The sequence below is a fragment of the Hyphomonas sp. CACIAM 19H1 genome, from assembly GCF_003325995.1.
Lineage (GTDB): Bacteria > Pseudomonadota > Alphaproteobacteria > Caulobacterales > Hyphomonadaceae > Hyphomonas > Hyphomonas polymorpha.
In genome coordinates this window covers 3,370,576-3,397,258 of the sequence record NZ_CP016437.1, presented here as the reverse complement: position 1 = coordinate 3,397,258, position 26,683 = coordinate 3,370,576, and the positions used below count along the sequence as shown (strand labels likewise).

Below are 26,683 nucleotides of genomic sequence, written 5' to 3'. Positions count from 1 at the left end.
GCGGTTCTGGGTGGAGTGGAGGCTATAGCCGGAATACCGATCTGACCCGCAACCATTATCTGTTCGCGGACTTTATCTGCACCATCGTCTCCATCGGCGGCAGCGTCTTCAGAATTGAGGGCGCCCCGTAAGGCGCCCTCTCATCATTCCGGCAAGGGGGCTTCAGGCCCGCGCCCTTACGGCGCGGTGCGCTGGATCTGACCGGCCAGGTTGAAGATCACCTGATCGGCATCGAAGAAGGCCACATCATCGGGCTTGGCGCCTTTGCCCATCACGATCTCGGCGCTGGCGATATAGCTTGTCTGTTCCCGATAGCTCATCGGGCCGTCCCAGAAGGGATCATAGAAGCTGTACCGGCTGTAGCGCACGCTGCGATAGGGATCGTAGAAATACCCTGCGCGCGGGCCGAAATAGCGGTAGTTCAGATAGAAGTGATCATAATAGGGCGAATAGCCTGCGCCCGAGGGGATCACGCGCGTATTGGCGTCGGTGTCCCGGCGCACCACGCGGAAATGGTCATATCCGTTCTGTTTGGTCAGCTCGGCGGCCCGGAACAGCAGATAGGTCTCCACCGTCTTCCGGTCGGTCAGCGAGTTCCCCGAGAACTCCACCTGGAAGCGGTTGTCCTCGATCTTCATTTCCGAATAGCCGCGATCAGAGACGGTCGCAGGCTGATAGGGGGTTGCCGTGGCGCAGGCCGCCGTAAAGGCGAGCGCGGCGACAGCTGCGGCAAGGCTAAGGCGTTTCATGGCACGGCCTCCAAGAGTTTCTTTTCCACTATATAGTGTGACTCCACGAAGATGAACGCCAGCCAACACGCAAGTTCACAACAACGTGACGCAGGCGCCCGGCGATCACGATGCCGTGGGCAGTCAAAAAGAAACGGCATCCGGGGGGCTGCCGTTCCATCAAACTTGCGAAAAACCGCAGAGATCAGGCGGTTTTGTAGCCGATCACGGCTTTGACTTCGAGGAACTCCTCAAAGCCATGCTCGCCCCATTCGCGGCCGTTGCCGGACTGGCCATAGCCGCCAAACGGCGCGGTGAAGTCAGGGCGCGCGCCATTGACGAGGATCTGGCCAGCGCGGATGCGGTTGGCGATCTCGTTGGCTTCCTTTTCCGGGCCCTGAACATAGCCGGCGAGACCGTAAACGGTGTCGTTGGCCATTTCGACCGCGTCGTCGACGGTGTCATAAGGAATCATGACGAGCACCGGCCCGAAGATTTCCTCGCGCGCGATGGTCATGTCATTGGTGACGTTGGCAAACACGGTCGGCCGGGCGAAATAGCCCTTGTTGAAGCCTTCGGGGCGGCCAGGACCACCGGCAACGAGGGTTGCGCCCTCTTCGATGCCTTTCTGGATCAGGTCCTGAACCTTCTGATACTGGTTGCCGTTGGAGATCGGGCCAATGGCGCCGGGAGGGGCGTCGGCCGGATTGGCAACCTTCACGGCTTCGGCGGTGGCCTTGGCAATTGCGATGGCCTGGTCCTGCTGATCCTTCTGCACGAACATCCGCGAAGGGGCGTTACAGCTCTGGCCCGAATTGGTCATCATGTTCATGATGCCGCTGGAAACGGCTTTCTGCAGATCGGCCGTAGGCAGAACAATATTCGGGCTCTTGCCGCCAAGTTCCTGGGCCACGCGCTTGACGGTCGGGGCAGCGGCCTGGGCCACCAGCACGCCGGCGCGCGTCGAACCGGTGAAGGACACCATGTCCACGTCGGGGTGGGACGACATCGCCGAGCCAACGCCCGGGCCGTCGCCGTTCACAAGGTTGAACACGCCCTTGGGCACGCCGGCCTCATGCAGCACTTCGGCAAAGATCATCGCGTCGAGCGGGGCAATTTCCGAAGGCTTCAGCACCATGGTGCAGCCCGCCGCGATTGCCGGGGCAACTTTACAGGCGATCTGGTTCAGCGGCCAGTTCCAGGGCGTGATAAACGCGCACACGCCAATCGGCTCCTTGCGCAGCAGGGTGGAGCCTTTCAGCTCTTCCCATTTGTATTCGCGCAGGAGGGCGGCGGTGGTGGCGAAATGGCCGAGGCCCGACGGCACCTGGGCGGCGTTGGCCAGCCACATCGGCGCGCCCATCTCCTCGGAGATCGCCTTGGCCAGGTCGGGCATCCGCTTCTGCAGGCCGGCGGTGATCTTGTCGAGCAGGTCGGCGCGGTATTCCACGCTGGTCTGCGAGAAGCTCGGGAAGGCGCGCTTGGCGGCGGCAACAGCCTTGTCCACATCCGCGGCAGAGCCGATGGAGATGACAGCGAAGTTCTCTTCCGTGGCGGGGTTTTCGACTTCCAGGGTGCGCGGCGTTACCGGATCAACCCATTCGCCATCGATATAGAATTTGAGATATTGTTGCATCAGTAGGGCCTCCCTTGGGCGCAGCTTATTGAGCCATCCCCTTGACTATAGGAGAGGTGTGCCCGTTTCGCCACTCCTGACGCGGGGGGAGGGCTGCGCCGCTTACTTCTTCGTCTTCACCCAGCCGCGTCCGGCCATGCAATTGATGTAGTTCACCTGGATGCCATAGCTGATCTGCTGGCAGGCGGCGCGGGCGGATTCGTAGGGCATGGCCCCCTCCCGGGCGGTCCAGCCATCATTCGGGGCGCTGGCGCAGGCGGAAAGCACGGCAGCGGCGGCAAGGGCGAGCGCGATCTGTCTCATTTCTTTTTCATGTTCCCGAAAATGCCGCGCAGGATGTAGCGGGTAACTTCGCGGCTGATTGTGGTGGCGGCGGTGTTGGTGGCGCGCTCGGTGGGCGTCATCCGGCGCGAGCGGCTGGCTGTGGTGGCGCGCCCCTTGGCCGGGGCCTTGGCAGCGGTCTTGGCCTTGGCGGTCGCTTCCTTTTCCTTCTCTGCCGCCAGCCTGGCCTTCTCGGCAACCTTGGCGGCTTCGGCTTCCTTCTTGGTCAGGATTTCATAGGCAGACTCCCGGTCCACCATCTTGTCATACCGGCCAAAGAGCGGGCTTGCCTTGTTGATCTCGGCGCGCTCGGCATCGGTCACCGGGCCAAGGCGCGAGGCAGGCGGGCGGATCAGCGTGCGCTGCACGACAGATGGCGTGCCCTTGGCGTCGAGGGTTGAAACCAGCGCTTCGCCCACGCCGAGCTCGGTGATCACGGTCTCGGTCTTGAAGGCAGGGTTGGGCCGGAAGGAGGCCGCGGCAGACTTCACCGCTTTCTGCTCCATCGGCGTATAAGCGCGCAGCGCGTGCTGCACCCGGTTGCCAAGCTGGGCCAGCACGCTTTCGGGCACATCGCGCGGGTTCTGCGTCACGAAATACACCCCCACCCCTTTCGAGCGGATAAGGCGCACCACCTGCTCGATCTTCTGCAGCAGGGCAGGCGGAGTGTCCGTGAACAGAAGATGGGCCTCGTCGAAGAAGAAGACGAGGCGCGGTTTTTCCGGGTCGCCAATCTCGGGCAGCTGCTCGAACAGTTCCGACAGCAGCCACAGCAGGAAGGTGGAATAGAGTTTCGGGCTGTTAATCAGCTTGGTCGCGTCCAGAATGTTCACATAGCCGCGCCCGTCACGGGTCGTGCGCATGAAGTCTGCCAGCTCCAGTGCCGGCTCGCCGAAAAAGCTCTCCGCCCCGGCGCGCTCCAGCACCAGCAATTCGCGCTGCACGGCGGCCAGCGAAGCGGGCGCCACATTGCCATATTTGCGGCTCACCTCCTCGCGGATGCCAGGCTCGCCCAGATGCGCCAGCAGCTTGCGCAGGTCCTTCAGGTCCAGAATGCGGAAATCGGGGTCATCCACGCAGCGGTCGTCCGCATACTGAAAGGCAATGTTGAGAATGCCTTCCTGCACGGCGGTCAGCCCCATCAGGCGCGAGAGCAGCACCGGGCCCATCTCGGCAATCGTGGCGCGGATAGGGTGGCCCTTCTCGCCGAACACGTCCCAGAAGATCACCGGCGCGGGATGATAGCTTAGCGGGCCCATGCCGATGGCTTCCGCCCGGCTGGTGAAGGCGGCATGCGCCTTGTGGGTTTCCGTGCCGGCAAAGGCGATGCCCGAAAGGTCGCCTTTCACATCGGCGGCAAACACCGGAACGCCGGCATCGGCAAAGGCCTGCGCCATCACCTGCAGGGTCACGGTCTTGCCGGTGCCGGTGGCGCCGGCAACCAGGCCATGCCGGTTGGCCACTTTCAGGATCAGCGACTGGGCGTCGTCCGGCGTGCCGGCGCCATCGGCGTCTGCGCCCCCCAGGAAGATTGTCTCGCTCATGCCGCCGCCCCTTGCTGATATGGTCTCAAATCAAGGCGATGAGGCTAGCTGTTCCGGAGATTTCAGCAAGCGCCGCCGCGCAGGTTTCTCCCGCTTGACGGGGAAGGGGCGCCGCACCACCCTGACGGCGCACATCCAATCGGAGCAGTAAATGGGCAGCGCCACCAAGACCGGCATCTGGATCATCGCCACGGGGGTGATCATCGCGCTGCTGTATCTGGGCCGGGATATCCTGGCCACCTTCGCCATGGCCGTCTTCCTCTTCCTGATCATCGAGGGCTTCGGCACCGTCATCAACAATGCCTCGCGCACCATCCATATTGGCCTGGCGCGTATCCTGGCGGTGTTGCTGGTGGTGGGCGGCTTTGTCGGCTTCATCGCGCTGATGGCCAATGGCGTGGCCGAGTTTGGCCGCGACGGCGCAGACTATGAAGAGAAGATCAACGGCCTGATTGCCGATATCTATTCCGTTGCCCATCTGCAGGACGCCCCGACGCTCACCCATCTGGTGTTCGACCAGGGCGGCCAGCGCTTCTTCGCCACCATCGCCAATTCCGTCAGCGGTCTGTCCGGCGATATCGTGCTGATCCTGATCTATGTCGCCTTCCTGTTCACCGCCCAGTCGATGTGGACCCAGAAGCTCGACAACATCTTCCCTGAGCCGCAGCGCCGCGAAGCGGTCCGCCGGATCGGCAATGACGCCCGCCTCGCCATCGAGAAATACCTCTGGACGCAGACGGTCATCTCCGCGCTGATCACTCTGCTCACCTATATCTCGCTATTGGCACTGGGCGTGCAGAATGCCTTGTTCCTCTCGGCGCTGATCTTCGTGCTGAACTATATCCCGACCGTGGGCTCTATTGTCGCAGCGATGGTGCCGCCGCTGTTTGCCCTGGTCCAGCCTGGGGTACCCGGATGGGTACCCGATGTGGCGCTGCAGGAATCCTACATCTATGCCGCCATCGTCTTTGCGGTGGTCAGCTTCTGGCAGTTCTCGATCGGCAATTTCGTGCAGCCGCGAATGATGGGTGATTCGCTTAACCTCTCGGCCCTCGTGGTTCTGCTGGCGCTGGCCATATGGGGCGTCATCTGGGGCATTCCCGGCATGTTTCTGTCCGCCCCGCTGACTGTGCTGATGATGATTCTCTTTGCCCAGTCCCCGCACACAAGATGGATCGCCATCCTGCTGTCGGCAGATGGCAAACCCAAGGGCGGCGCGCTGAAAGAAGGGGAAGCAATCTGACTGACGGGCGGGCTAGCCAACCCGCCATTGAAATGTTACATGCGGACCGGGTTTAGGCTGTATGGCAATTGATTCCGGTTTGCCGCACTACTGAAAATTAACGTTTGTGGCGTCGGATTGTAGTTGATTTGCCGCCGTCACAAACAACATAAAACAAGATCAGGCTTCCGCGTGCGTCCCCCCACCCAGCCTGCGGAATTTGCCTGTAGGGCCCGCCGGACATGTCCCCGTCTGGCGGGCCCGCTTGTTTTCGGGCCCGTCTCCCCAGCTTCCTGAATCTGCACAACCGTTTCATTCGGAACATGTTTCTTGATGCCTTCCCTTAGGGCGGGTAGACCCGGTGTTTGACCGGTTTTCGAGCAAGAGTCGTTTCCATGCCCCGTTCCACCACCGCCCACGGACCTGCCAGCCAGGTTCTCGATCAGATTCTACAGGAAGCTGCCCGGGAGGATGTCTCCGGCCTGAGTGAGGCAGACATCCAGGCGATGGCCAAGCGCCTGTGGGAATGGGCCGAGGATGTTCCGGCAGGCGCGCGCGCGGTTCACGTTTCCGTGAAAGCCGAAGGCGCCAGCGGGCCCCTGCCGCGCAGCCTGCTACAGGTCACCGGGCCGGACATGCCGTTCCTTGTTGATTCGCTGCTCGGGGAATGCGCCGCCCAGGGCCATGAGGTGAAAACCCTGTTCCACCCTGTCGTCACCATGGCCGATGGGCGGATGGTCTCGATCATCCAGGTTCACACCGCGCTGCTCACCTCGAAAGAGGCAAAGCTGCTGGAAGAGGGGGTGCGCGCCACCCTCGCCGATGTCGAACGCGCCGTGTCCGACCACGCCGCCATGCGCGCCCGGATGCGGGCCGAGATGAAACGCATCTCCGGCCTGCCGCATATTCAGTCTGCGGAGCGGGATGAGGCGGTCGCCTTCCTCGAATGGCTCTCGCGGGAACATTTCGTCTTCCTCGGCGCGCGCGAGTATGACTTCGAAACCGACGCGAAAGGCCGGGTCGTGCCAGCCGAGCCGCTGATGGTCGAAGGCTCCAATCTCGGCATCCTGCGCGACGAAAACCTCAACGTCCTCAGCCGCGACAGCGAGCCCCTCGTGCTGACGCGCGAGATCGGGGAGTTCCTGCAATCGCCCGTGCCGCTGATCATCGCCAAATCGACCCTGCCGAGCCGGGTCCACCGCCGCGTGCCGTGCGACTATATCGGCGTGAAGAAGTATGACGAGGAAGGCCGCGTCAACGGCGAGGTTCGCTTCCTCGGCCTCTTCACGGCCGAGGCCTATGACGAGACGGCTCGCTCCATTCCCTTCGTGCGCCGCCGCGTGCAGAAGATCATGACCGCGTCGGGCGCTGCCCCTGGCGGCCACACCGAAAAGGCCCTCGCCAACCTGATCGAGACCTGGCCGCGTGACGAGCTCTTCCAGACCCGCTCGACCATCCTGGGCCCGATGATCATGGGCGCGCTGCATCTCATCGGCCGCCCGCGCACCCGCGTCTTCCTGCGCCGCGACGAGTTTGACCGGTTCGTCACCGCGCTCGTCTTTGTGCCGCGCGAATCCTATGACACCGCCCTGCGCCAGCGCATCGGCGCGCTGCTGACCGAGGCCTACAAGGGCGACCTGAAAAGCTTCCAGCCCTATTTCGATTCCGGCCCGCTCGCCCGCGTGCATTTCGAGATTGCGCTGCGCCCGGATCATCCCGAGCCCGACCCGGAAGACATCGAGCGCCGCATCATCGAGCTGGCGCGCACCTGGGACCAGGGCTTCCGTGACCTGCTGATGAGTTCGGGCCTGACCGGCGCAGACCGGGAAGGGGCGCGCAGCTTCATCGGCGCCTTCAACGCCGCCTACCGCGAAGCCTTCCCCCCGGAAGAAGCCCTGTCGGATGTCACCTGCATGGCCGCCCTCAGCGCCGGCAAGCCCATCGTGGCGCGGGCCTACCGGCTGGAAACGGATGATCCTTCCAAGGTGCGCGTGAAAATCTACACCCGCACCGGCTCCATCCCGCTGTCCCGCTGCGTGCCCGTGTTCGAGAATCTCGGCCTCTTTGTGGATTTCGAGACCGGTTATCCCGTCCGCCCTCTGACGAAGCCTGTCGAGGATGCTCCCGATGTCTACTGGATCCACTCCCTGTCGATGCAGACCGCCGATGGCTCGGCCCTCGCGCTGGAAAACATCGCCCATGCCTTCGAGCAGGCCTTCCTGGCCGTCTGGGGCGGCAGCGCCGAAAATGATGGCTTCAACAAGCTGGTGCTGGTGGCCGGGGCAAGCTGGCGTCAGGCCGCGCTGATCCGCGCGCTCGCCTCCTATCGCCGCCAGAGCGGCCTTGACCAGCCTCAGGAAGTCCAGGAAGCCGCGCTCGCCCGCTACCCGGCCGTCACCCGCCTGCTGCTTGATCTTTTCGCCGCCCGCTTTGATCCGGAGGCGCACAAGTCCCTGGACGCGCGCAAGAAGGCCCAGGCCGCGTTGGTGGCCAGGTTTGAAGACGCGATGAAGGATGTCGTCAGCCTGGCAGACGATATCGTCCTGCGCCGGCTGTTCCACCTCGTCGAAGCCATTCAGCGCACGAACTTCTACCAGGAAGACGAGACTGGCGGCGTCCGCCCCTTCATCAGCTTCAAGGTGGCCAGCCGCGAACTGGCAGACCTGCCCGAGCCCAAACCCTTCCGCGAAATCTTCATGCACAGCCCGAAAGTGGAGGGCGTTCACCTGCGTTTCGGCCCGGTGGCGCGCGGCGGCCTGCGCTGGTCAGACCGCCCGTCGGACTACCGCACCGAAGTGCTCGGCCTCGTCAAGGCCCAGCAGGTCAAGAACGCCGTCATCGTGCCGGTCGGCTCGAAAGGCGGCTTCTATCCCAAACAGCTCGCCGACCGGTCAGACCGCGACGCCTGGTTTGAAAGCGGCCGCGACGCCTACAAGCAGTTCATCACCGCGCTGCTGGGCGTCACCGACAATATCATCGAAGGCAAGGTCGTGCATCCTCCGCGTACGGTCATCTGGGATGGGGAAGACCCCTATCTCGTGGTCGCCGCCGACAAGGGCACCGCTACCTTCTCCGACACCGCCAACGCCATCAGCCTTGAAAAGGGCCACTGGCTGGGCGACGCCTTCGCCTCGGGCGGCTCGGCCGGGTATGACCACAAGAAAATGGGCATCACCGCGCGCGGCGCCTGGGAAGCGGTCAAGCGCCACTTCCGCGAAATGGGCCGCGACATCCAGACCGAGCCCTTCACCGTCATCGGCGTCGGCGACATGTCGGGCGATGTGTTCGGCAATGGCATGCTGCTGTCGCCGGAAATCCGCCTCGTGGCCGCCTTCAACCATATGCACATCTTCCTCGACCCCAATCCGGGCGACGCGAAGAAGAACCTTGCCGAGCGCGAGCGGATGTTCGCCCTGCCGCGCTCAAGCTGGGCAGACTACAACACCAAGCTCATCTCCAAGGGTGGTGGCATCTTCGAGCGGTCGGCCAAGTCGATCACGCTGACGCCGGAGATCAAGTCGCTCGCCGGTATCAGCAAGGATGTCGTCACGCCGGACGAGCTGATCAACGCGCTGCTCAAGGCAGAGGCAGATCTCCTCTGGTTCGGCGGCATCGGCACCTATGTGAAGGCTGCCCATGAAAGCCATGCCGATGTCGGCGACCGCGCCAATGACGGCGTGCGCGTCAATGGCCGGGATCTGAAGGCCAAGGTCATCGGGGAAGGGGCCAATCTCGGCATGACCCAGGCCGCCCGGATCGAGTTCGCCCTTGCCGGCGGGCGCCTGAATACCGACGCCATCGACAACTCCGCCGGTGTGGATTCGTCCGACCACGAAGTGAATATCAAGATCCTCGCGGCGGAGGCTATCCGCCTCGGCGCCCTGAAGGAGGCAGACCGCAACCCGATGCTGGCGCAGATGACCGATGATGTCGCCCGCCTCGTGCTCACGCATAACTATGACCAGACCAACACGCTGACCCTGGCAGAGGCCACCGCCTCCGAAGACCATGAAGCGCTCGAGCGGGTGATGGTCTATCTGGAAGAGCGCGGCGTGCTCAACCGTCCGCTCGAAGGGCTCCCCTCCACCCAGGAGATGCAGGCCCGCGCCGCCGAAGGCCGCCCGCTCACCCGGCCGGAGCTCGCCGTTCTGCTCGCCTGGTCGAAGATCGTCCTCTTCGATGATATCGTCGCGTCCGATCTGCCGGATGATCCGTGGTTTGCCGAAGTGCTCAAGGGCTACTTCCCCAGCCCGATCGATGGCTTCGGCGAGGCCCTTGCCAATCACCGCCTGCGCCGCGAGATCATCGCCACGGTCATCGCCAACCGCAGCCTGGATCTGGGCGGCCCCGTCGCCATCCAGCGCCTGCGGGAACTCACCGGGGCGGCGCCCGCCGCCGTCATCCGCGGCGTCGAGGCGGCCCGCGCCGTGCTGGATATCGCCGGCTTCCGCAAGGAAGTCTTTGCGCTGGACAACAAGGTCGCCGCTGATCTGCAGACGGAACTCCAGATCGAGGCCGTGCAGGCCGTCAGCGAGGCCGCCGCCTGGTTCATCCGTGTGCTGCCGGACAAGTCCACCGGGGATGCCGTCAGCCTCACCTATGCCCCGCTGAACGAGCTCAAAGCCGCCCTCAGCAGCATCCAGACGGCCTATCCCGCCGCGCGGATCGAGCGGTCGGCCCGCGCCTTCATGAAGCGCGGCGCCCCCGAAGCGCTCGCCCGCTGGGCCTCGGCGATGAACTATTTTGCCCAGGGCCTCGTCGTCACCGACATCGCCGCCCATTCCGGCCGCAAGGTCGCCGAGGCCGGCGCCACCTTCTATCAGGTGGGCGATGCCCTGCGGCTCGACCGCCTGCGCACCTCCGCGCGCGAGGGCCTCGCCCATGCGCCCTATTGGGACCGTGTCGCCGGCCGCCGCCTCATCTCCGAACTCGTGCGCCTGCAGGCCAGCGTGTCGGAAGAGGCGCTCTCGGCAGGCGGCGTGGAGGCCTGGCTCGAAACGCGCAGCGAAGGGCGCAAACAGCTCCTGGCCACCCTCGGCGCGCTCGGCAAGGATCGGGAATGGTCCTTCGCCAAATTTGCGCTCTCAACTGACGCTGTGCGCCAGTTCATGGGTCGTTAGGGAAAAAATCCGGAAGAAAGGGCGCCGGCTCCATACAACGTTTACGCATGTTATCCACAGTCTGGAGCATGCTTCGATTGTATCACTGGCCCCTTGACCCCGCCGGACGCATGGTGCGGCTCGTGCTCGCTGAAAAAGGCGAACCCTTCGAAGCTGTGCCCTCCCGCCCCTGGGCGCCGGAGCTCGACATTGCCTCGATCGCGCCCGGCGCCGTCGCTCCGGCGGTGGTGTCCACCCATGGCAGCAGCCCCCGTTTCGCGGCCTGCGGAACCCGCGCCATCTGCGAGCATTTCGAGGAAGCCCGCCCGGTGCCCGCGCTGCTGCCCGATGATCTCTCCGAACGCGCCGAGGCGCGCCGCCTCTGGGCCTGGGTGGAGGCTGGCATGGAGGAGGTGACCGACAATCTCCTCTCCGAGCGCGTCACCCAATGGACCCATCGCGGCCGCCAGCCTGATTCCGACAGGCTGCGCCGCGGCGCCCATGCCCTGCGCGGCCGGCTGACCTATCTCAACGCCCTCACCGAAACGCGCGGCAATCTCGCCGGCCGCCACCTGTCCCTGGCGGATCTCGCCGCCGCCGCCCATCTTTCCGCCTACGACTATTTCGGCGATGTGCAGTGGGAGGCCGTGCCAGACCTCAAAGCCTGGTATATGCGGATCAAGTCCCGGCCGAGCTTCCGGCCCCTGCTTGCTGACCGTCTCGAGGCCGCCCGTCCCGTATCCTATTATGCAGAGCTCGATTTCTGACCCCGAAGCCCGGCTGAAAGAACGGGCCCTCGCCCTCGGCTTCGATGCGGCGGGCATCGCGCGCGCCGATGAGGCCTGGCCGGCGGGCGAGCGCCTGAAAACCTTTGTGGAGCTTGGCCGCCATGGCGACATGGCCTGGATGGAAACCACGCTGGAGCGCCGCAGCGCCCCCACCGCCATGTGGCCAGAGGCCCGCTCCGCCCTCGTCGTCGCCCTGAATTACGGCCCCGATCACAACCCCCTCGATACCCTCTCCGAGACCGCCACCGGAAACATCTCCGTCTACGCACGGGGGAGGGACTATCACGACGTCATCAAGTCCCGCCTCAAACAGCTCGCCGGCGAGGTTGCCCAGATCACTGGCGCAGACGTGAAGGTCTTCGTCGACACCGCCCCGCTGATGGAAAAACCGCTGGCTCAGCGCGCCGGCCTCGGCTGGCAGGGCCGCCACACCAATCTTGTCAGCCGCCAGCTCGGCTCCTGGTTCTTCCTCGGCACCGTGCTGACCAGCGCAGACCTCACCCCCGACGCCCCGGAGGCTGACCATTGCGGCTCCTGCCGCGCCTGCCTCGATATCTGCCCCACCGCCGCGTTCCCCGCGCCCTACCAGCTCGATGCCCGCCGCTGCATTTCCTATCTCACCATCGAATATGGCGGCCCCATCCCGGCGGCGTTTCGCCCCGCCATGGGTAACCGCATCTATGGCTGCGATGATTGCCTGGCGGCCTGTCCCTGGAACAAATTTGCCAGCAGCGCGTCTGAAGCAGCACTCTATGCACGCGCAGAACTGAAAGGACCGGGCCTGGACGAGCTTGCCGCCCTTGACGACGCAGCCTTCCGCGAAGTCTTCTCCGGCTCCCCGGTGAAGCGCTCGGGGCGTGACCGGTTCGTGCGCAATGTCGCCGTCGCCATCGGCAATTCCGAAGAGCCCCGCCTGACGGCCAGCCTGCTGGCGCTGCTGCAGGACGACGCCCCCATCGTGCGCGGGGCGGCGATCTGGGCGCTTGCCCGCCTTGATCCTGCCCGCTTTGCAGAGGAAAAGGCGCGCCGCCGCCCCTCGGAGCATGATAGGACGGTGATCGCAGAATGGGATGAGACACCGGCATGAGCGACAGCCTGACCCCGCCGCCTTCCTTCACGCCGGCGCCCGCCCCGGAGGCCCCCGCGCCAAAGCGCAAGGCCCCCCTCTGGCGGCGCATCCTGGTCGGCATTGTGCTGGCCGGTATCGCTGTCTTCCTGCTGTTCCATCTCTATGCGCTCCTCCTGCGTTTCGCGCCCACGCCCGGCACAATCCTGATGTCCCAGCGCGGCCTGGACGGGCAGGATGTCCGCTATGACTGGGTGCCCCTCGACAGGATTTCCCCGCGCCTTGTCCATGCCGTCATTGCCGCCGAAGACGCTAAATTCTGCACCCATGGCGGCATTGACTGGGAAGCCGTCGAGGCGGCCCGCGAATGGAACGCCAAAAACCCGGACCGCAACCGCCGTGGCGGCTCCACCATCAGCCAGCAGACTGCCAAGAACGTCTTCTTCTGGAATGGCGGCGGCATGCCCCGCAAGGCGGGTGAAGCCTGGATGACCTATGTGATCGAGACTGTCTGGGGCAAGCGGCGCATCATGGAAGTCTATCTCAATGTCGCCGAATGGGGCGATGGCCTCTTCGGCGCCGAGGCTGCGGCCCAGGCCCGCTTCGGCAAATCCGCCGCTGACCTCTCAGAGCGCGAAGCCGCGCTGCTCGCCGCTGTTCTTCCGTCTCCGAACAAATGGAAAGCCGTCAATCCGGGGCCTTATGTCCAGCGCCGCGCCGGCTCCATCCAGGGCCGCATGCGCGTCGTGGCCAATGAAGGCTATGCAGCCTGCGTCTTCGGCGGCGAGGCGCCCCGGCCGCCAGCGGGCGAGCGTCCCAAAGGCGAAACCCCCAAACCCCCGCCGGTGCTGGAAGAGCTGCCCGAAGCCCCCGAAACCGGGGACGAGGCCCTCGGCGAACCTACCGAAGAGCTCGGCACGGATGTGCCCCGCAACGCCAATGACGAGCTGAACGACCTTCTCAACGCTGCCGACGAATCCCTGCGCGCGCCCCCGCCGCCGGCAGAAGAAGGCGAGCCGGTCCCCGAACCAGAACCCGCGCCCGAACCTCAGCCCGAAGCGGCCCCCGCCGAAGAGGCCCCCTCCGGCCCTGCCGAACTGCGCCCCCCGGAATAACCTCCGTATAGGGCGCAACCCGCGCAGGGCGGCATCCCGCCGTGTCCCCGGCCAGTGCCTGACCTGCCCGGATTTGTCCCGTTCTGTCCCCGGATTGTCCGCAGAAATCCCGCCAATCTGGGCAAAATTACCCCGCCTGCAGGGCGCAAAACGCCGCAAAACAGGCCGGGTCATCCCCGCCTATCCCCCGTCCGTTTCCGTGATGGCTATGAAGGCGCGCCCGGAAATCCGGCTGGTGACGGCGTGCCTTGGCAAGCGCGGCCGGGCAGGGCCGGTCGCGGCGATGTATGCGCAGGGCCGCGTCAGCGATGCCGTGCATTTCGATACGCTGGAAGATCAGATGTGCCGGTTTGTTACTGCCGAAGAGGCCGGCTCGCCAGACCGGGTAGACGCCCTGGTCTGGGCCCTCTGGCCCCTGATAGGCGAAGGCCTAGGCCCCCGGTTGCGCGTAGTGTGAGGGGGGAAGGGGGTGGTTGTTGACTTTTCCCGCGCTGCGCGCCAATGGATGCCATGTCAAAACACGCGAAACCAGAAACAGTTATCGAAGCGCTCGAGGCGCTTTATGCCGAGGCGGTTGACGCCCTTTCCACCGCCCTCAACACCTTCCTGCATGACGGCACGCCGCCCAATCCGCGCCTGCGCGATGAAGGCGCCTTCTGCTATCCGCAGCTGCGCATCGTCTATGATCCCGAAGGGCCCCCGCCGCCGATTTCCCGCGCCTTCGGAAAATTCTCCGAAGCGGGCATCTATATCACCACCATCACGCGGCCCGAATTCTTCCGCGATTATCTGATGGAAGTGCTCACCCCGCTGATGCGGGATTATGACGTGGACGTGTATGTCGAGCGCTCGGCGTCTGAAATTCCGTATGCCTATGTTTGGGATCCGTCCCAGGCGGCTGGCCTGGAAGAGATTGCCCCGGCAGAGCTCGTGCGCTGGTTCCCTTCGCCGAAGCTGACGCTGATCGGCGATGAGGTGGCCGATGGCGAGCCCTTCGAGGCAGGCGAGGAGCGCCCGCTGGCCCTCTTCGATGCCCAGCGGGTGGATTTCTCGCTGAAGCGCCTGCAGCACTATACCGGCACGCCGGTGGAGCATTTCCAGCATTATGTGCTGTTCACGAACTATCACCGCTATGTGGACGCCTTCTGCGACTGGGCGCTGACACAGCTGAACGGCGAAACACGCTATACCTCTCTTTCCGTGCCCGGAGGGCTGGAGATTTCCCGTCCGGATGAGCATAGCCGGGCGGCGATTGATGCTTCGCCCTGGCGGCGCTTCCAGATGCCGGCCTATCATTTGCGCGCGGCAAATGGCGCGGGCATCACGCTGGTGAATATTGGCGTCGGCCCCTCCAACGCCAAGACGATCACCGATCACCTTGCTGTCCTGCGCCCGCAGGTCTGGCTGATGGTGGGCCATTGCGGCGGCCTGCGCCATTCCCAGTCCATCGGGGATTATGTGCTGGCCCATGCCTATCTGCGCGAAGATCATGTGCTCGATACGGTGCTGCCGCCGGAAATCCCCGTTCCTCCGATTGCGGAGGTTCAGGTGGCTCTGCAGGAAGCTGCCGCCAGGGTCACCGGCGAGAAGGGCGAAGCTCTGAAGAAACGCCTGCGCACCGGCACCGTGGTCACCACGGATGACCGGAACTGGGAGCTGCGCTTTACTGCCTCGGCCCGCCGCTTCAACAAGAGCCGGGCCGTGGCCATCGATATGGAAAGCGCCACGATTGCTGCCAATGGCTTCCGCCTGCGCGTGCCCTACGGAACGCTGCTATGCGTGTCCGACAAGCCGCTGCATGGCGAGATCAAGCTGCCCGGCGCGGCCAACCGCTTCTATGAGCGCGCCATCGGCGAACACATCCGTATCGGGATCGAAACACTCGAACGCCTCAGCGAAGACGGCGGCGCCGCCCTCCACAGCCGCAAACTGCGCGCGTTCGATGAGCCGCCGTTCCGGTGATGGCAGGCAGCATCGCCTGGGACGTCCTCAAGGCGGCGGCGCTGGCTGCGCAGGGGCGGGCTTATGTGCCGTATTCGGAGTATCGCGTTGGAGCGGCGCTGCTGACTTCCGCGGGCGAAATCGTGACCGGGTGCAATGTGGAAAACGCCACCTATGGCGCCACCTGCTGCGCCGAGCGGACGGCGGTGTTCAGCGCGGTGGCGGCCGGCCACCGGGCCTTCCGGGCCATTGCCGTGGCCACCCATGGGGCCGACGCGGGCACGCCCTGCGGCATCTGCCGCCAGGTGCTGGCGGAATTCTCCGCCGATGGCACCCTGGAGATCCTCTGCTTCACCCCAGAAGGCGCAGAGGCCCGCTACACCCTGGCCGAGCTTTTGCCCCATGCGTTTGCGCTGAAATAGGCGCGGCTGTGGAAGCGGACCGTTCAGAAGGCTGGGACGCGGTTGCCGGAGACTTCATGGCGGCGCGATCCGGCATCGGGGCGCAGCTGGTGCGGGACTGGGCGCGTGCGAGCCTTCCCGCCGGCGCGCAGATCCTGGATGTGGGCTGCGGATCAGGTGTTCCGATAGCGGAAGGGTTGATCGCTGACGGGTTCGGCGTCTGGGGCGTGGACGCCTCGCCGCGTCTGCTGGCGGCGTTTCGCGCGCGGTTTCCGCAGGCCCCGGCGGCCTGCGAAGCAGCCCAGGACGGCGCCCTGTTTGAACGCAGGTTTGACGGCGTAATTGCGGTGGGCCTGCTTTTCCTGCTGACGGCAGAGGATCAGCGGCGGGTGATCGCGCGCCTCGCAACGGCGCTGGCGCCGGGCGGGCGGCTACTGTTCAGCGCGCCTCTGGAGGCATGCGAATGGGATGATTCGCTGACGGGGCGGCGGTCTCTGTCCCTGGGGCACGGGGCGTATGCGGCCTTGCTGCAGGAGGAGGGTCTGTGTCTGGGAGGAACCTGCTGTGATGAGGGCGGAAACACTTATTTCGAGGCGGTGAAGGCGGGCGGCCTTGCCCCGGGGTGAGCGGCTGTGGACACAGGATTGTCACTGGACGGGCGGGCGGGTGCGGGCTACCCCCGTGGGCATGACTGATACAACGACAAAACCCCGCCTCCTGAAGTTTGAAACCATCCGCAATTTCCGTGATTTCGGCGGCTATGACAGCCGCCATGGCGGGCGGGTGAAGATGGGGCGGCTCTACCGCTCCGGCCACCATGCCGAAGCCTCGCAGGACGAGCTGCAGAAGATGACGGCGCTGGGCATCCATGTGCAGGCCGATCTGCGGCGCCCGGATGAACGGGAGAAATTCAAGACGCGCTTCACCGCGCCGGTGACCATCACGCATGATGGCGGGCGCGAGACAGATGCGCCGCATATCCGCTTTCTTTCCCGCATGGAGGTGAGCGCGGACGATGCCGATCAGTGGATGGTGGAATATTACGAAGCTGCGCCATTCAAGGAGCATCATACCTCGATGTTCTCCGACTGGTTCGGCCATCTGGCGGCGCTCGACGGGGATGCAGCGGGGCTGGTGAACTGCGCGGCCGGCAAGGACCGCACGGGCATTCTCTGCGCGCTGACGCATCATATCCTGGGCGTGAGCGAGGCCGACATCCGCGAGGATTATGACCTGACCAACACGGCCGTGGACGTGGCGTCGCGCCTGCCGGAAGCGGCCGCGTATTTCAACGATATGCTGGGCAAGGACTATCCGGCCGAAGTGTTCCGCCCGTTCATGGGCGTGCATCTGCGCTATCTGGAAAAGGCCTTCGCAACGATCAATGAGCGGGCCGGATCCATCGATGGCTATCTTGTCGACACGCTGAAGGTGGACGAGAAGATGCAGGATGCCATCCGTGAGCGGCTGATCGAAAAATAGGGCAAACGCCGCCCGGAGCTTGTCCGCTCAGATGAACCCCGCTGGCGCGGCGTTCATCGAGCGGGACGACAGGAGAGGGGCAGGGCCCCTCTCAAATCAGATCGGCCAAATCAAATCGGTTCGTAAGGGAACACGCTGGAGGTCGCGCCGAGATCGGTGAAATCCGGGCTCATTGCCGGGAAGGCCTGGCTGATGAGGCTTTCCGGGTTCCAGCCTTCCATCCGCGCCAGCGATTTCACCGGGCGGGGCTGGTCGAACAGGATCACTTCATTGCCGCGCACGCCGAAGATCTGGCCGGAAACGTTTGCCGACTGATCCGAGCAGAGGGCCACGGCGAGCTGGGCCACCTGATCGGCGCGCATGCCGTTCTTCATGCGCTCCACGCGCTGGGCGCTCGCTTCATCCTTCACCGGGATCGAGGCGATCATCCGTGTCCAGGCAAAGGGCGCGATGACGTTGGAGCGGATTTTCTTGGCTGCCCCTTCCATGGCCAGGATGCGCGAGAGGCCGACAATGCCGAGCTTAGCCGCGGCATAGTTGGCCTGGCCGATATTGCCGATCAGGCCGGACGTGGAGGTGAAGAAGACGTAGGAGCCGCGCTCATTCTCGCGGAAATACTCCACCGCCGCCCGGCCCACATTGTAGGAGCCGTGCAGGTGCACATCGATCACGGCCTTCCAGTCGGCTTCGCTCATCTTGTGGAACATGCCGTCGCGCAGGATGCCCGCCGGATTGACGATGGAATCGAGGCGGCCAAAGGTGTCCAGCGCCTGCGTCACCATGCCGGCCACGGCGGTGTAATCGGTCACGCTTTCGGAGTTGGAGACCGCTTCGCCGCCCGCCGCGCGGATTTCCGCTGCGACAGCCTCGGCCGGGCCGGCATCGCCTTCATCCCCGCCTTTCAGGCCGCCGCCGAGATCGTTGACGATGACCTTGGCGCCTTCGCGCGCGGCCAGAAGCGCCGTTTCCTTGCCGATGCCGTTGCCGCCGCCGGTTACCAGAACCACCTTGCCGTCGAGAACACCCATAACTTCCTCCTGTCTGTTTCGCGCCGGACACTACCGGCCATCAGCGCCGGGGCAAGAGGCGGCGGAAAAATCAAGGTTTGAAATACTGCGCTCAAGCGGCTAGCAAGCCGGGCATGACACGTACCTTTCAGGCAGTAATCTGGGATTTCGGCGGGGTGTTCACCTCCTCGCCCTTCGAGGCATTCAACCGGTATGAGGCCGAAAAGGGCCTGCCGGCGGACTTCATCCGCTCGATCAATGCGGTCAATCCGCTGGAAAACGCCTGGGCCAAGCTCGAGCGCAGCCTGGTGGGCGCTGAGGAGTTCGACGGCCTCTTCCGCGAAGAGGCCCTGGCCATGGGCCATGATGTGCCCGGCCGGGACATCCTGGGGCTGCTCTCGGGCCATCTGCGCCCGCGCGTCGTCAATGCGCTGAAGGTCTGCAAGGGCCATGGCAAGGTTGGCTGCATCACCAACAACGCCCCCATCGGGAAGGGCGCCTCGATGACCCATGATGACGAGAAGGCCGCCCAGCTGGCAGAAGTCTTCGCGCAGTTCGACCATCTGATCGAAAGCTCGAAGCTCGGCATCCGCAAGCCTGATCCGCGCATCTATGCCCTGATGTGCGAAGCCCTGGATGTGGACCCGAAACGCTGCGTCTATCTCGATGATCTCGGGATCAATCTGAAGCCGGCCCGCGAAATGGGCATGGCAACCATCAAGGTGACCAGCGAAGAACAGTTGCTGGCCGATCTGGAAGCCATCACCGGCTATGCGGTGCGCTAGCTTTACGCTTGCCGCCTGTCTGGCGCTGCTGCTGGCAGCCTGCGCGCCTGGCGAACAGGCGGCGGCGCCCGTGGCTGGCCCGCCTGTGCCTTCGGACTCCCTGACCCGGCCGCCGCTGGCGCCTGAACCCGTCTCGCTGACGCCGGAAGCTGAAGCGATGAAAGCCGCCATCCTGCGCGAAGCCGAACGCGGCGCCCTGCGCAGCCTGGCGCGGCTGGCCGGCGAGCAGGAAGGTTTCATGTCGAATGTGGGCGGGCGCGACCATTTCGAATTCTGGGACCTGCTGCGCCGCACCGGTGTGGACCCCAACCGCAAGCTGCGCGACCTGTTTGAGGGGCCACCGGGAAAGCGCGAGATTGATGGCGAGATCTGGTTTGTCTGGCCCGACATCGCCGCCAAGGATGTGCGGGACCTGATCCCGGAAAAACTGACTTTTGTAGAACGCCGCCGCCTGCGCGAACTGATCGGCGAAGATGGTATCGACCGCATCCGTGCGGGCGAAGGCTATCCCGGTATGCGCACGGCGATTTCGGCGGAAGGCCGCTGGGTATATTTCGTACTCGGCCAGGACGGAGAGGAATAGGACATGTCGAAGATCGGTGCAGACGCCGCCATCAAGGCCCTCAAGGGCTGGAAGATTGCCGAGGGCGAGCGCGACGCCATCACGAAGGCGTATCGCTTTGCCGACTTCAAGGCAGCTTTTGCCTTCATGTCTGCCACGGCGCTGAAGGCCGAGCAGATGGACCACCATCCCGAATGGTTCAACGTCTATAACAAGGTGGACGTGATCCTGACCACGCATGACGCTGACGGCGTGACGCAGAAGGATCTCGAACTCGCCGGCTTCATGGACCAGCTGGCTGCAAGGCTCGGCTAAGCCTTACTTCCACACCACCCGGTAGAGATCGAACCGCCGGTCTTTCAGGTTCTGCACGGCGCCGGACTGGCGGGCGGTCAGCAGGTCTGATAGGGAGAGGTCAGCGATGGCCACCGTCTCGGTATTGGGCGCGACGTCCGCGGCAATCCCGTCGCGGGAGAAGGGGAAGTCCGACGGCGTGAGAATGCAGCTCTCCGCATAGTGAATGTCCATATTCTCGACATTCGGCAGATTGCCGACCACGCCGGACATGACGACATAGCACTGGTTTTCCACCGCGCGGGCCTGGCTGCAATACCGCACACGGAGGTATCCGCGGCGTTCATCGGTGCAGAAGGGAACGAACAGGATCAGCGCGCCCTGATCGACCAGGTGGCGGGCGATTTCCGGGAATTCGGAATCATAGCAGATCATCACACCGATCGGGCCGCAATCGGTGTGGATGACCGAATTGCCTTCGCCGCCCTTGATATTCCACCAGGTGCGCTCGGACGGGGTGGGGTGAAGCTTCTGCTGCGTGTGGACCGAGCCATCGCGCAGGAAGATGTAGGCGACATTGTGAATATCGCCATCGGGCATCCGGGAGGGATGGGAGCCGCCGATGATGTTGATGTTGTAGGAGACCGCCAGGCGCTCCATGAAGGCGATGAAGCGCGGGGTGTATTCGGAGATGCGGGCAATGGCATCTGCCGGCCCCAGCGGCTTGCTCTCCAGGGAGAGGAGTTGCAGCGTGAAAAGCTCCGGGAACGTCACAAAGTCTGCGCGGTAATCCGAAGCGATATCGACGAAATACTCAACCTGCTGCTCGAACTCGTCAATGGAGTTGATACGGCGCATCTGGAACTGGACGGTTGCCAGGCGCACGCGCTCGGGCAGGGAAGTGTCGCCCAGGCTCGGCTTGGCCTTGATGGCTTCCTGTTCCAGCGGATTGCGCCAGAACATCTGGGTGGCATGGCCGCAGGAGTCTGTGTCCTCGGGCATGTAATTCTTCAGCACGCCGACGACCTCAAAGCCCTGGCGCAGCTGGAAGCTGAGCACCGGATCGCGCAGCTTTGAGGCCTTGACCGCTTCGATATAGTCGGCGGGGTTTGGGAATTCCTTCTGGTGGCGATGATAGCCGGGCATGCGGCCGCCAAAGACGATGCCTTTCAGTTCCAGCCATTGGCAGAGATCCTGGCGGACCTTGTAGAAACGCTGGCCGATCCGCAGACGGCGGAATTCGGAATCGACGATGACATCCATGCCGTAGAGCATGTCGCCTTCCGGATCATGCCGGGCGGCAAAGCCCCCGCCCGTGATCTCGTTCCAGGTATGCTGGGATAGGGCGGTGGCAGAATCGATCACGAAGGTGACGCAGTGGCCGACGATCTGGCCTTCAAACTCGGCCACAAACTGCCCGTCCGGGAATTTGTTGATCTGCCCGGCGATCTGGTCAACCGTATAGCCATCATCCACCCCATAGACCTTGTCATAAAGGGGACGGATGCCTGCAATATCCTTCGGCTTGGCATTGCGGATGACGAGTTTGGTGCGTGTGGCTGTCATGGTTTCTCCAATGAACGTCCTTGCGCCTTTATCTAGTGCGGCAATCTTAAGATTGCGCGTAGCCCGCCTAGGGGGCTGGGCGCAAGACGCACATCCCCGCCATGCATGCGGGCTGTGTCGCGCGCCAGCGTCAGGCCGAGGCCCGAGCCGGACACATTCTGGCTGCGGGCTTCATCAAGCCGCGAGAAAGGGCGGAAGGCCTCCTCATAGCGGTCAGGCGGAATGCCGGGGCCATCATCATCCACGATCACCTCGGCCCAGTGCGGCCCGTTGACGAGGGTGACCCGGGCATGGCTGGCATATTTGAGAGCGTTGGAGACAAGGTTGTTGATCGCGCGTTTCAGCGCCAGCGGCCGGCCCCGCACGCTCAGCGATTGCGGGCCGCTGACCGGGACATGCGGCCCGAAACCCGACACGATATCGTGAACCATCGCGCCAAGATCAAAGCTGCCCGGCTCGTCGCCCTCCTCGCCGCGCGCAAAGGCGAGATATTCGTCGAGCATCATGGCCATGTCATCAAGGTCTGACTGGGCGGCCTTCATATCCTCCGTCTCCGGCATCAGCGCGAGGGTGAGCTTCAGGCGGGTGAGGGGGGTGCGCAGATCATGGCTGACACCGGCCAGCATCGCGGTGCGCTGCTCGGCAAAGGCGGTGAGGCGGTTTTTCATGTCTATGATGGCGCGGGCCGCGTCGCGCACCTCGGTGGCGCCGGAGGGGCGGAAGCCGTCCAGATCCCGCCCCCGGCCGAAAGCGCGGGCCGCCTCCGAAAGGCGCAGGATGGAGCGGACCTGCTGGTTGAGAAAGCCGATCGCCAGGGCAACCATCAGCAGGGAGAAGAAAATCACCCAGACAATGAAGAAGTGCGAGTTGATGACCAGCGCCCGTTTCCGGTCCATCACGATTTCTGCCGTTTTGCCGGCAACGGGGAAACGAATGTGCAGCTTGGTATCGTTCGGGATCAGGCCGACCACAATGTCATCGCCGAGCCGCCCGGCAAGTTCGCTCTTGAGCGTGTCGTTATAGGAAAAGCCCTGTCTCAGCGCGCTGTCGGGAACGGCGCCTGGCGGGAGGCTGCAGGTAAACTCCGTCTCCAGAAGATACTGGATGCGGGCCATATCCCCGGGCCCGTAGGCGGGATTGCGGCAGGCATCCCGGATCAGGGCGGCGTCACGCGCGATGCCCTGTCCCAGCTTGCGGTTCACTTCGGCAATATGGTTGGCATAGTAATACCAGGTCATCAGGCAAAGGATGATCAGGACCGGCGCCAGAATGATCAGCAGGCTGCGGGCATAGAGGCCGCGAGGGGTGATGTCTCTCAGGCGCAGCATGGACCCGCTCAATCCGGCATCAGGCGGTAGCCGATGCCCCGCACGGTCTGGATATGGATCGGTTCTTTCGGATTGGGTTCGATCTTGCGGCGCAGGCGGGTTACCTGCACATCCACCGACCGTTCCATGCCCGCCGAGGTCATCTCGGCGAGGTCTTCGCGGCTGATGGCTTCGCCGGGCGTGCGCGCGAGGATGGTCAGGAGCTGCACTTCGGCGTCTGTCAGGCGGATGCGCTGGTCGCCCGCCTTGAGCTCGCCCCGCTCTATATTGAAGACGAGGCCCGACATTTCGATCTCCTCCGGGGGAGGGGCGGGCTTTTGGGAGCGGCGCAGGATCGCCTCGCAGCGCAGGGCGAGTTCTTCGGGCTCAAACGGCTTGGCGAGATAATCATCGGCGCCCAGACGCAGGCCCTCGATCCGGTCGCGGGCCTCTCCGCGCGCTGTCAGCAGCATGACCGGCGTGGCCCTGGCCGGGCCTGACCGGATGCGTTCGAGCAGTTCCAGCCCGGTCTCGCCTGGCATCATGATGTCCAGCACGGCGAGATCGAAGGTCATGTTGTCCATCAGGCGGCGCGCCCCGGCAGCATCCGGCGCGCCCGTCACCCGGTAGCCCTTCAGCGTCAGGAAACGCTTGGTGAGGTCGCGGATGCGGTCGTCATCATCGACGATCAGGATATGGGCGGGATCTCTGAGGCTCATGGCGGTCTCTTTATTTCACCAGCGCTTCCAGAAGGAAGCGCGCGCCGGCGACCGCCTCTGGCCCGCAGGCGCGGAAGGCGACCCGCAGACGCTCGCGCAGCTCGATCGTGATCGGGGTCGTCAGCGTGGTGCCGGCGTCCGACAGGGTGAGCTTGCGGCGGCGGCCATCGGAGCCTTCGCGGGCCCGCTCGATCAGCCCGCGCGTGTCCAGCTGGCCGATGATCCGGGCGAAAGTTGGCACCGTCATGCCCAGTTGGCCCCGCAACTGGCTGACCGTAAGGCCCGGCTGGTAGCGGATTGCCATGAGAATCTGCATCTCAGACTTGCTCAGACCGGCCTTTTTGCGGGCCGATTCTGCCGCGCGCATAAGCTCATCTGCCCCTGAAATCAGGAGTCCTGCGCCCCTGTCGAGTTCCTGATCGGTCAGGAAGAGGCGGGGGTCAAATGGGCGGGTCAGGTTGACGGATTGAGCCATAAGTCGGAAATGAACGCGAACCGCAACAAAAGTGCAAGCGAGGAGCGTACTCAATGGCTGCCATCCCTTATGATGACCGTGACGGATACATCTGGATGGATGGGTCTTTCGTACCCTGGCGGGACACCAAGGTTCACGTGCTGACCCATGCGCTGCACTATGCGTCCTCCGTGTTTGAGGGGGAGCGGGCCTATGGCGGCAAGATTTTCCGCTCGCTGGACCATTCCAAGCGCCTGCACAATTCGGCGAAGATCATGGGCTTTGACATCCCGTTCAGCGTCGAAGAGCTGGAGAAGGCCAAGAAGGAAGCGCTGGAGAAATCCGGCCTCGACAGCGCCTATGTGCGCGCAGTCGCCTGGCGCGGGTCTGAGATGATGGGCGTTTCGGCCCAGAACAACACGATCCACCTGGCCGTGGCTGTCTGGCATTGGGGCGACTATTTTGCTGACAAGATGAAGGGCATCCGCCTAACCCATGCCGAATGGCGCCGCCCGGCGCCCGATACCGCGCCCTGCCATGCCAAGGCGGCCGGCCTCTACATGATCTGCACCCTCTCCAAGCATGCCGCCGAGAAGGCCGGCTATCAGGACGCGCTGATGCTGGACTATCGCGGCCAGATTGCCGAGGCGACGGGCGCCAACATCTTCTTCGTGCGGGATGGCGTGTTGCATACGCCGACGCCGGACTGTTTCCTCAACGGGCTGACCCGGCAGACGACGATTGCGCTGGCCAAGGCCCGGCAGATCGAAGTGGTCGAGCGGGCGATCTTCCCGGACGAGCTGGCGACCTTCAGCGAGTGTTTCATCACCGGCTCTGCCGCCGAGATCACGCCCGTGGCCGAAATCGGCGCCCACCGCTTCACGCCGGGCCATATCAGCCTGACGCTGGCCGAGGACTATTCCAACCTCTGCAACGGCAAGCTGGAACTGGCGCTTTAGGGCGCCTTGGAGAATGAGGTTCGCTTTTACTCAGATTGTGGCTGATAAAGGCGAACTTCCTTCTTATCCGGGTAAGCAATAACCAGGCTGGACGCTGAAAACCAATTAGATAGCGATTGACGAGCAGCGCGCGCTCCGAGCCCTATCTCCAAGAATGAAGGTGCTTCCGGGGGTAGTTGGAAGGAACCTGGTAGAAAGCCCGCAGGCCCGAACACAATTGCCTGAGGCGAAGTCTCGGAAATGACGACAATTTCAGGTACCCAGTTCTGATCGAGGTCGTCCATAATTATATCGCTAGGGATGCCTATCGGCCACGAATACGTTCTCTGAACGATATTCCGGTTCTCATCGAACCCTGCCAAGACCAAGCGGTGCGTGCCTTCGTGTTGATCATCCGTCAGCAGCAGCGCGAGTACCTGTGGTCCCCGTCCGGTACTGAAGGTCTTGGCTTTGACGAGCCTAAGGGGGGTAGTAGAGTTGAGGGCGACAGGTGACATTTGAGACAGCGAATATGCGTTGGGGTCAGAGAGGCTGTCGAAACCCTGGTTTCCAGAGTAAACTTCAAGATTGTTTGTGTTCGAATTAAATGCCAAAATTGTTCGAAGCACATATCCCTCTGGACTTGAAAAATGAAAGCTTCCGCCAATCGGAACTTCTGGAACAATCAGACCACAGAGTGATTGACCGTTTGCTACCACTTGGAAAAGCTCCATTGGTTGCATTGCGAATGATAGGTAAACTGTAAAGCCTGTATTGCGCTGCCCAATCACGATGTGGGGAAACGAAAACTCTGAGGAATTGATCTCCACGGCACAAGGCGCGTCCACAGTGAAGTTTTGAGCGGAGGTAAGGGGTCGTGAATTATTCGTTCCCTCTACATAAACCTGCACTTCGCCGCGTTCTTCCTGCGCGATAGCCAGACCGCTGAACTGTGTGCCCCACCGGCCGTTAACGAAGCTGATTGCAGATGGAGCGGGAAATGTATCCGATAGGAGAGGAGCAAGCGTTACGTCTAAAGTGTCGTTCGACACACGGAAATCTACTGCTACAATTCTCTGTTCTCCGCCTGGTTCTGCTTCTGTGATCAACACGGGAGAACTGAAAAACTGCATCAGACCGATTGGCCTATCCTCGAACGAGGCGAGAGCAACAAGGCTCAAAGGCGTAGCAAAGGCAGGTGTCTGCGCGATGTTTTCGAAGGTTACGGAGACATCTTCTATGGACGAAAGATCTCCATCCGAAACGCTGACGCGGAAGACTGCCTCGGTATCCTCTGTGACTTCGGCGGCGGTGACCTGGAGCACGGCCTGGTTCGGCGTGGCGAGTGTTACGGGCGGGCCGGAAAGCTGGCTCCAGGTGTAGGTCAGCGCGACGCCTTCCGGGTCTGTCGAGGCAGAGGCGTCCAGCACGAAGGGCTGGCCTTCCTGCGGTGCGGCGGGTGTGGCGGTGGCCTGCGCGGTGGGGCGGCGTTAACCGGCGGGGGAGGCGGAGCTGGTGGGGGTGGAGGCGGCGGAGAAGACACCGGGGGCACGGCGCCGCCACTGCTGCTGCCCCCACCGCCGCCACAGGCAACCAGGGCGAGACCGGCGAAAACGGCAGCGGCGGCGCCTTTGACGCGCTGGGTGGATCGTATTTTCATTGGGGGGCCCGGCAATCTGAAGTTACCCGATCCTTACTGCCAGATTGA

The 26,683-nt window shown here is 63.7% G+C and carries 24 protein-coding genes; 14 read left to right on the top strand and 10 right to left on the bottom strand.

Annotated features, from left to right (window positions below):
• Nucleotides 1-176: 176 nt before the first annotated feature.
• The 4 genes from BBF93_RS15780 to BBF93_RS15765 all read right to left on the bottom strand — a co-directional run bounded on the left by BBF93_RS15780 (nucleotide 177) and on the right by BBF93_RS15765 (nucleotide 4,229).
• The gene (locus BBF93_RS15780; protein ID WP_035594961.1) at nucleotides 177-749 is read right to left on the bottom strand and encodes a hypothetical protein; all 573 of its coding nucleotides are present in this window, start codon (nucleotides 747-749) and stop codon (nucleotides 177-179) included.
• A gap of 184 nt (nucleotides 750-933) precedes the next feature.
• Nucleotides 934-2,364 (bottom strand): aldehyde dehydrogenase family protein, encoded by a 1,431-nt coding sequence (locus BBF93_RS15775; protein WP_035594958.1) that lies wholly within the window; start codon nucleotides 2,362-2,364, stop codon nucleotides 934-936.
• A 102-nt stretch (nucleotides 2,365-2,466) separates the two neighbouring features.
• The gene (locus tag BBF93_RS15770; RefSeq protein WP_035594956.1) at nucleotides 2,467-2,667 is read right to left on the bottom strand and encodes a hypothetical protein; all 201 of its coding nucleotides are present in this window, start codon (nucleotides 2,665-2,667) and stop codon (nucleotides 2,467-2,469) included.
• Nucleotides 2,664-4,229, bottom strand: a complete 1,566-nt coding sequence (locus tag BBF93_RS15765; RefSeq protein ID WP_114106550.1) for a helicase HerA-like domain-containing protein — start codon at nucleotides 4,227-4,229, stop codon at nucleotides 2,664-2,666. The genes BBF93_RS15770 and BBF93_RS15765 overlap by 4 nt, the downstream gene beginning before the upstream one ends.
• Nucleotides 4,230-4,380: 151 nt before the next feature.
• On the opposite strand from BBF93_RS15765, the gene BBF93_RS15760 reads away from it, so the two are divergent.
• From BBF93_RS15760 to BBF93_RS15715, 10 genes are all read left to right on the top strand, one after another.
• Complete coding sequence (locus BBF93_RS15760) at nucleotides 4,381-5,472, top strand: AI-2E family transporter (protein WP_035594950.1); 1,092 nt, start codon at nucleotides 4,381-4,383, stop codon at nucleotides 5,470-5,472.
• A 374-nt stretch (nucleotides 5,473-5,846) separates the two neighbouring features.
• Nucleotides 5,847-10,571, top strand: coding sequence for an NAD-glutamate dehydrogenase (locus BBF93_RS15755; RefSeq protein WP_114106549.1), 4,725 nt, complete (start codon nucleotides 5,847-5,849; stop codon nucleotides 10,569-10,571).
• A gap of 68 nt (nucleotides 10,572-10,639) precedes the next feature.
• Entirely contained in the window at nucleotides 10,640-11,317 is a 678-nt protein-coding gene (locus tag BBF93_RS15750) for a glutathione S-transferase family protein (protein ID WP_114106548.1), read from the top strand.
• Nucleotides 11,298-12,425, top strand: a complete 1,128-nt coding sequence (queG, locus tag BBF93_RS15745) for a tRNA epoxyqueuosine(34) reductase QueG (RefSeq protein WP_114106547.1) — start codon at nucleotides 11,298-11,300, stop codon at nucleotides 12,423-12,425. Before BBF93_RS15750 ends, queG begins: the two co-directional genes overlap by 20 nt.
• The gene (gene mtgA, locus BBF93_RS15740; RefSeq protein WP_233349168.1) at nucleotides 12,422-13,519 is read left to right on the top strand and encodes a monofunctional biosynthetic peptidoglycan transglycosylase; all 1,098 of its coding nucleotides are present in this window, start codon (nucleotides 12,422-12,424) and stop codon (nucleotides 13,517-13,519) included. The genes queG and mtgA overlap by 4 nt, the downstream gene beginning before the upstream one ends.
• Before the next feature lie 202 nt (nucleotides 13,520-13,721).
• On the top strand, nucleotides 13,722-13,976 hold the full coding sequence (locus BBF93_RS15735) for a hypothetical protein (protein WP_114106546.1): 255 nt from the start codon (nucleotides 13,722-13,724) through the stop codon (nucleotides 13,974-13,976).
• Between the two features lie 44 nt (nucleotides 13,977-14,020).
• On the top strand, nucleotides 14,021-15,481 hold the full coding sequence (locus BBF93_RS15730) for an AMP nucleosidase (protein ID WP_084324139.1): 1,461 nt from the start codon (nucleotides 14,021-14,023) through the stop codon (nucleotides 15,479-15,481).
• Nucleotides 15,481-15,882 (top strand): cytidine deaminase, encoded by a 402-nt coding sequence (gene cdd, locus BBF93_RS15725; RefSeq protein WP_035594939.1) that lies wholly within the window; start codon nucleotides 15,481-15,483, stop codon nucleotides 15,880-15,882. The genes BBF93_RS15730 and cdd overlap by 1 nt, the downstream gene beginning before the upstream one ends.
• A gap of 56 nt (nucleotides 15,883-15,938) precedes the next feature.
• Nucleotides 15,939-16,487 (top strand): bifunctional 2-polyprenyl-6-hydroxyphenol methylase/3-demethylubiquinol 3-O-methyltransferase UbiG, encoded by a 549-nt coding sequence (locus tag BBF93_RS15720; protein ID WP_051612316.1) that lies wholly within the window; start codon nucleotides 15,939-15,941, stop codon nucleotides 16,485-16,487.
• A gap of 61 nt (nucleotides 16,488-16,548) precedes the next feature.
• Complete coding sequence (locus tag BBF93_RS15715; protein ID WP_035594934.1) at nucleotides 16,549-17,343, top strand: tyrosine-protein phosphatase; 795 nt, start codon at nucleotides 16,549-16,551, stop codon at nucleotides 17,341-17,343.
• A gap of 110 nt (nucleotides 17,344-17,453) precedes the next feature.
• On the opposite strand, the gene BBF93_RS15710 is transcribed toward BBF93_RS15715, so the two are convergent.
• Nucleotides 17,454-18,371 (bottom strand): SDR family NAD(P)-dependent oxidoreductase, encoded by a 918-nt coding sequence (locus BBF93_RS15710; protein WP_035594931.1) that lies wholly within the window; start codon nucleotides 18,369-18,371, stop codon nucleotides 17,454-17,456.
• Nucleotides 18,372-18,484: 113 nt separating this feature from the next.
• Here BBF93_RS15710 and BBF93_RS15705 point away from each other — a divergent pair, with 113 nt between their 5' ends.
• The 3 genes from BBF93_RS15705 to BBF93_RS15695 are packed head-to-tail and all read left to right on the top strand — an operon-like array spanning nucleotide 18,485 to nucleotide 20,012.
• Nucleotides 18,485-19,135 (top strand): HAD-IA family hydrolase, encoded by a 651-nt coding sequence (locus BBF93_RS15705; protein WP_114106545.1) that lies wholly within the window; start codon nucleotides 18,485-18,487, stop codon nucleotides 19,133-19,135.
• Nucleotides 19,122-19,718, top strand: a complete 597-nt coding sequence (locus tag BBF93_RS15700; RefSeq protein ID WP_035594925.1) for a hypothetical protein — start codon at nucleotides 19,122-19,124, stop codon at nucleotides 19,716-19,718. Before BBF93_RS15705 ends, BBF93_RS15700 begins: the two co-directional genes overlap by 14 nt.
• A 3-nt stretch (nucleotides 19,719-19,721) precedes the next feature.
• Nucleotides 19,722-20,012 carry a 4a-hydroxytetrahydrobiopterin dehydratase gene (locus BBF93_RS15695; protein WP_035594923.1) on the top strand — a complete coding sequence of 97 codons (291 nt, stop codon included), beginning with the start codon at nucleotides 19,722-19,724 and terminating at the stop codon, nucleotides 20,010-20,012.
• 3 nt (nucleotides 20,013-20,015) lie between these two features.
• On the opposite strand, the gene BBF93_RS15690 is transcribed toward BBF93_RS15695, so the two are convergent.
• The 4 genes from BBF93_RS15690 to BBF93_RS15675 are packed head-to-tail and all read right to left on the bottom strand — an operon-like array spanning nucleotide 20,016 to nucleotide 24,058.
• Nucleotides 20,016-21,557, bottom strand: a complete 1,542-nt coding sequence (locus tag BBF93_RS15690; RefSeq protein WP_035594920.1) for a carbon-nitrogen hydrolase family protein — start codon at nucleotides 21,555-21,557, stop codon at nucleotides 20,016-20,018.
• Nucleotides 21,558-21,589: 32 nt separating this feature from the next.
• Nucleotides 21,590-22,885 carry an ATP-binding protein gene (locus tag BBF93_RS15685; RefSeq protein ID WP_114106544.1) on the bottom strand — a complete coding sequence of 432 codons (1,296 nt, stop codon included), beginning with the start codon at nucleotides 22,883-22,885 and terminating at the stop codon, nucleotides 21,590-21,592.
• 8 nt (nucleotides 22,886-22,893) lie between these two features.
• Nucleotides 22,894-23,583, bottom strand: a complete 690-nt coding sequence (locus tag BBF93_RS15680) for a response regulator (protein ID WP_035594915.1) — start codon at nucleotides 23,581-23,583, stop codon at nucleotides 22,894-22,896.
• Nucleotides 23,584-23,593: 10 nt separating this feature from the next.
• Nucleotides 23,594-24,058: a MarR family winged helix-turn-helix transcriptional regulator gene (locus BBF93_RS15675; protein WP_051612259.1), complete on the bottom strand. Its 465-nt coding sequence runs from the start codon at nucleotides 24,056-24,058 to the stop codon at nucleotides 23,594-23,596.
• A gap of 53 nt (nucleotides 24,059-24,111) precedes the next feature.
• Here BBF93_RS15675 and BBF93_RS15670 point away from each other — a divergent pair, with 53 nt between their 5' ends.
• Entirely contained in the window at nucleotides 24,112-24,996 is an 885-nt protein-coding gene (locus BBF93_RS15670) for a branched-chain amino acid aminotransferase (RefSeq protein WP_035594912.1), read from the top strand.
• A 26-nt stretch (nucleotides 24,997-25,022) separates the two neighbouring features.
• On the opposite strand, the gene BBF93_RS15665 is transcribed toward BBF93_RS15670, so the two are convergent.
• Nucleotides 25,023-26,405, bottom strand: coding sequence for a hypothetical protein (locus BBF93_RS15665; protein WP_114106543.1), 1,383 nt, complete (start codon nucleotides 26,403-26,405; stop codon nucleotides 25,023-25,025).
• Between the last annotated feature and the right edge of the window lie 278 nt (nucleotides 26,406-26,683).

Coding starts and splice junctions, on each gene's coding strand:
- BBF93_RS15780 (WP_035594961.1), bottom strand. CDS start 749: ATGAAACGCCTTAGCCTTGCCGCAGCTGTCGCCGCGCTCGCCTTTACG.
- BBF93_RS15775 (WP_035594958.1), bottom strand. CDS start 2,364: ATGCAACAATATCTCAAATTCTATATCGATGGCGAATGGGTTGATCCG.
- BBF93_RS15770 (WP_035594956.1), bottom strand. CDS start 2,667: ATGAGACAGATCGCGCTCGCCCTTGCCGCCGCTGCCGTGCTTTCCGCC.
- BBF93_RS15765 (WP_114106550.1), bottom strand. CDS start 4,229: ATGAGCGAGACAATCTTCCTGGGGGGCGCAGACGCCGATGGCGCCGGC.
- BBF93_RS15760 (WP_035594950.1), top strand. CDS start 4,381: ATGGGCAGCGCCACCAAGACCGGCATCTGGATCATCGCCACGGGGGTG.
- BBF93_RS15755 (WP_114106549.1), top strand. CDS start 5,847: ATGCCCCGTTCCACCACCGCCCACGGACCTGCCAGCCAGGTTCTCGAT.
- BBF93_RS15750 (WP_114106548.1), top strand. CDS start 10,640: ATGCTTCGATTGTATCACTGGCCCCTTGACCCCGCCGGACGCATGGTG.
- queG (WP_114106547.1), top strand. CDS start 11,298: ATGCAGAGCTCGATTTCTGACCCCGAAGCCCGGCTGAAAGAACGGGCC.
- mtgA (WP_233349168.1), top strand. CDS start 12,422: ATGAGCGACAGCCTGACCCCGCCGCCTTCCTTCACGCCGGCGCCCGCC.
- BBF93_RS15735 (WP_114106546.1), top strand. CDS start 13,722: ATGGCTATGAAGGCGCGCCCGGAAATCCGGCTGGTGACGGCGTGCCTT.
- BBF93_RS15730 (WP_084324139.1), top strand. CDS start 14,021: ATGGATGCCATGTCAAAACACGCGAAACCAGAAACAGTTATCGAAGCG.
- cdd (WP_035594939.1), top strand. CDS start 15,481: ATGGCAGGCAGCATCGCCTGGGACGTCCTCAAGGCGGCGGCGCTGGCT.
- BBF93_RS15720 (WP_051612316.1), top strand. CDS start 15,939: ATGGCGGCGCGATCCGGCATCGGGGCGCAGCTGGTGCGGGACTGGGCG.
- BBF93_RS15715 (WP_035594934.1), top strand. CDS start 16,549: ATGACTGATACAACGACAAAACCCCGCCTCCTGAAGTTTGAAACCATC.
- BBF93_RS15710 (WP_035594931.1), bottom strand. CDS start 18,371: ATGGGTGTTCTCGACGGCAAGGTGGTTCTGGTAACCGGCGGCGGCAAC.
- BBF93_RS15705 (WP_114106545.1), top strand. CDS start 18,485: ATGACACGTACCTTTCAGGCAGTAATCTGGGATTTCGGCGGGGTGTTC.
- BBF93_RS15700 (WP_035594925.1), top strand. CDS start 19,122: ATGCGGTGCGCTAGCTTTACGCTTGCCGCCTGTCTGGCGCTGCTGCTG.
- BBF93_RS15695 (WP_035594923.1), top strand. CDS start 19,722: ATGTCGAAGATCGGTGCAGACGCCGCCATCAAGGCCCTCAAGGGCTGG.
- BBF93_RS15690 (WP_035594920.1), bottom strand. CDS start 21,557: ATGACAGCCACACGCACCAAACTCGTCATCCGCAATGCCAAGCCGAAG.
- BBF93_RS15685 (WP_114106544.1), bottom strand. CDS start 22,885: ATGCTGCGCCTGAGAGACATCACCCCTCGCGGCCTCTATGCCCGCAGC.
- BBF93_RS15680 (WP_035594915.1), bottom strand. CDS start 23,583: ATGAGCCTCAGAGATCCCGCCCATATCCTGATCGTCGATGATGACGAC.
- BBF93_RS15675 (WP_051612259.1), bottom strand. CDS start 24,058: ATGGCTCAATCCGTCAACCTGACCCGCCCATTTGACCCCCGCCTCTTC.
- BBF93_RS15670 (WP_035594912.1), top strand. CDS start 24,112: ATGGCTGCCATCCCTTATGATGACCGTGACGGATACATCTGGATGGAT.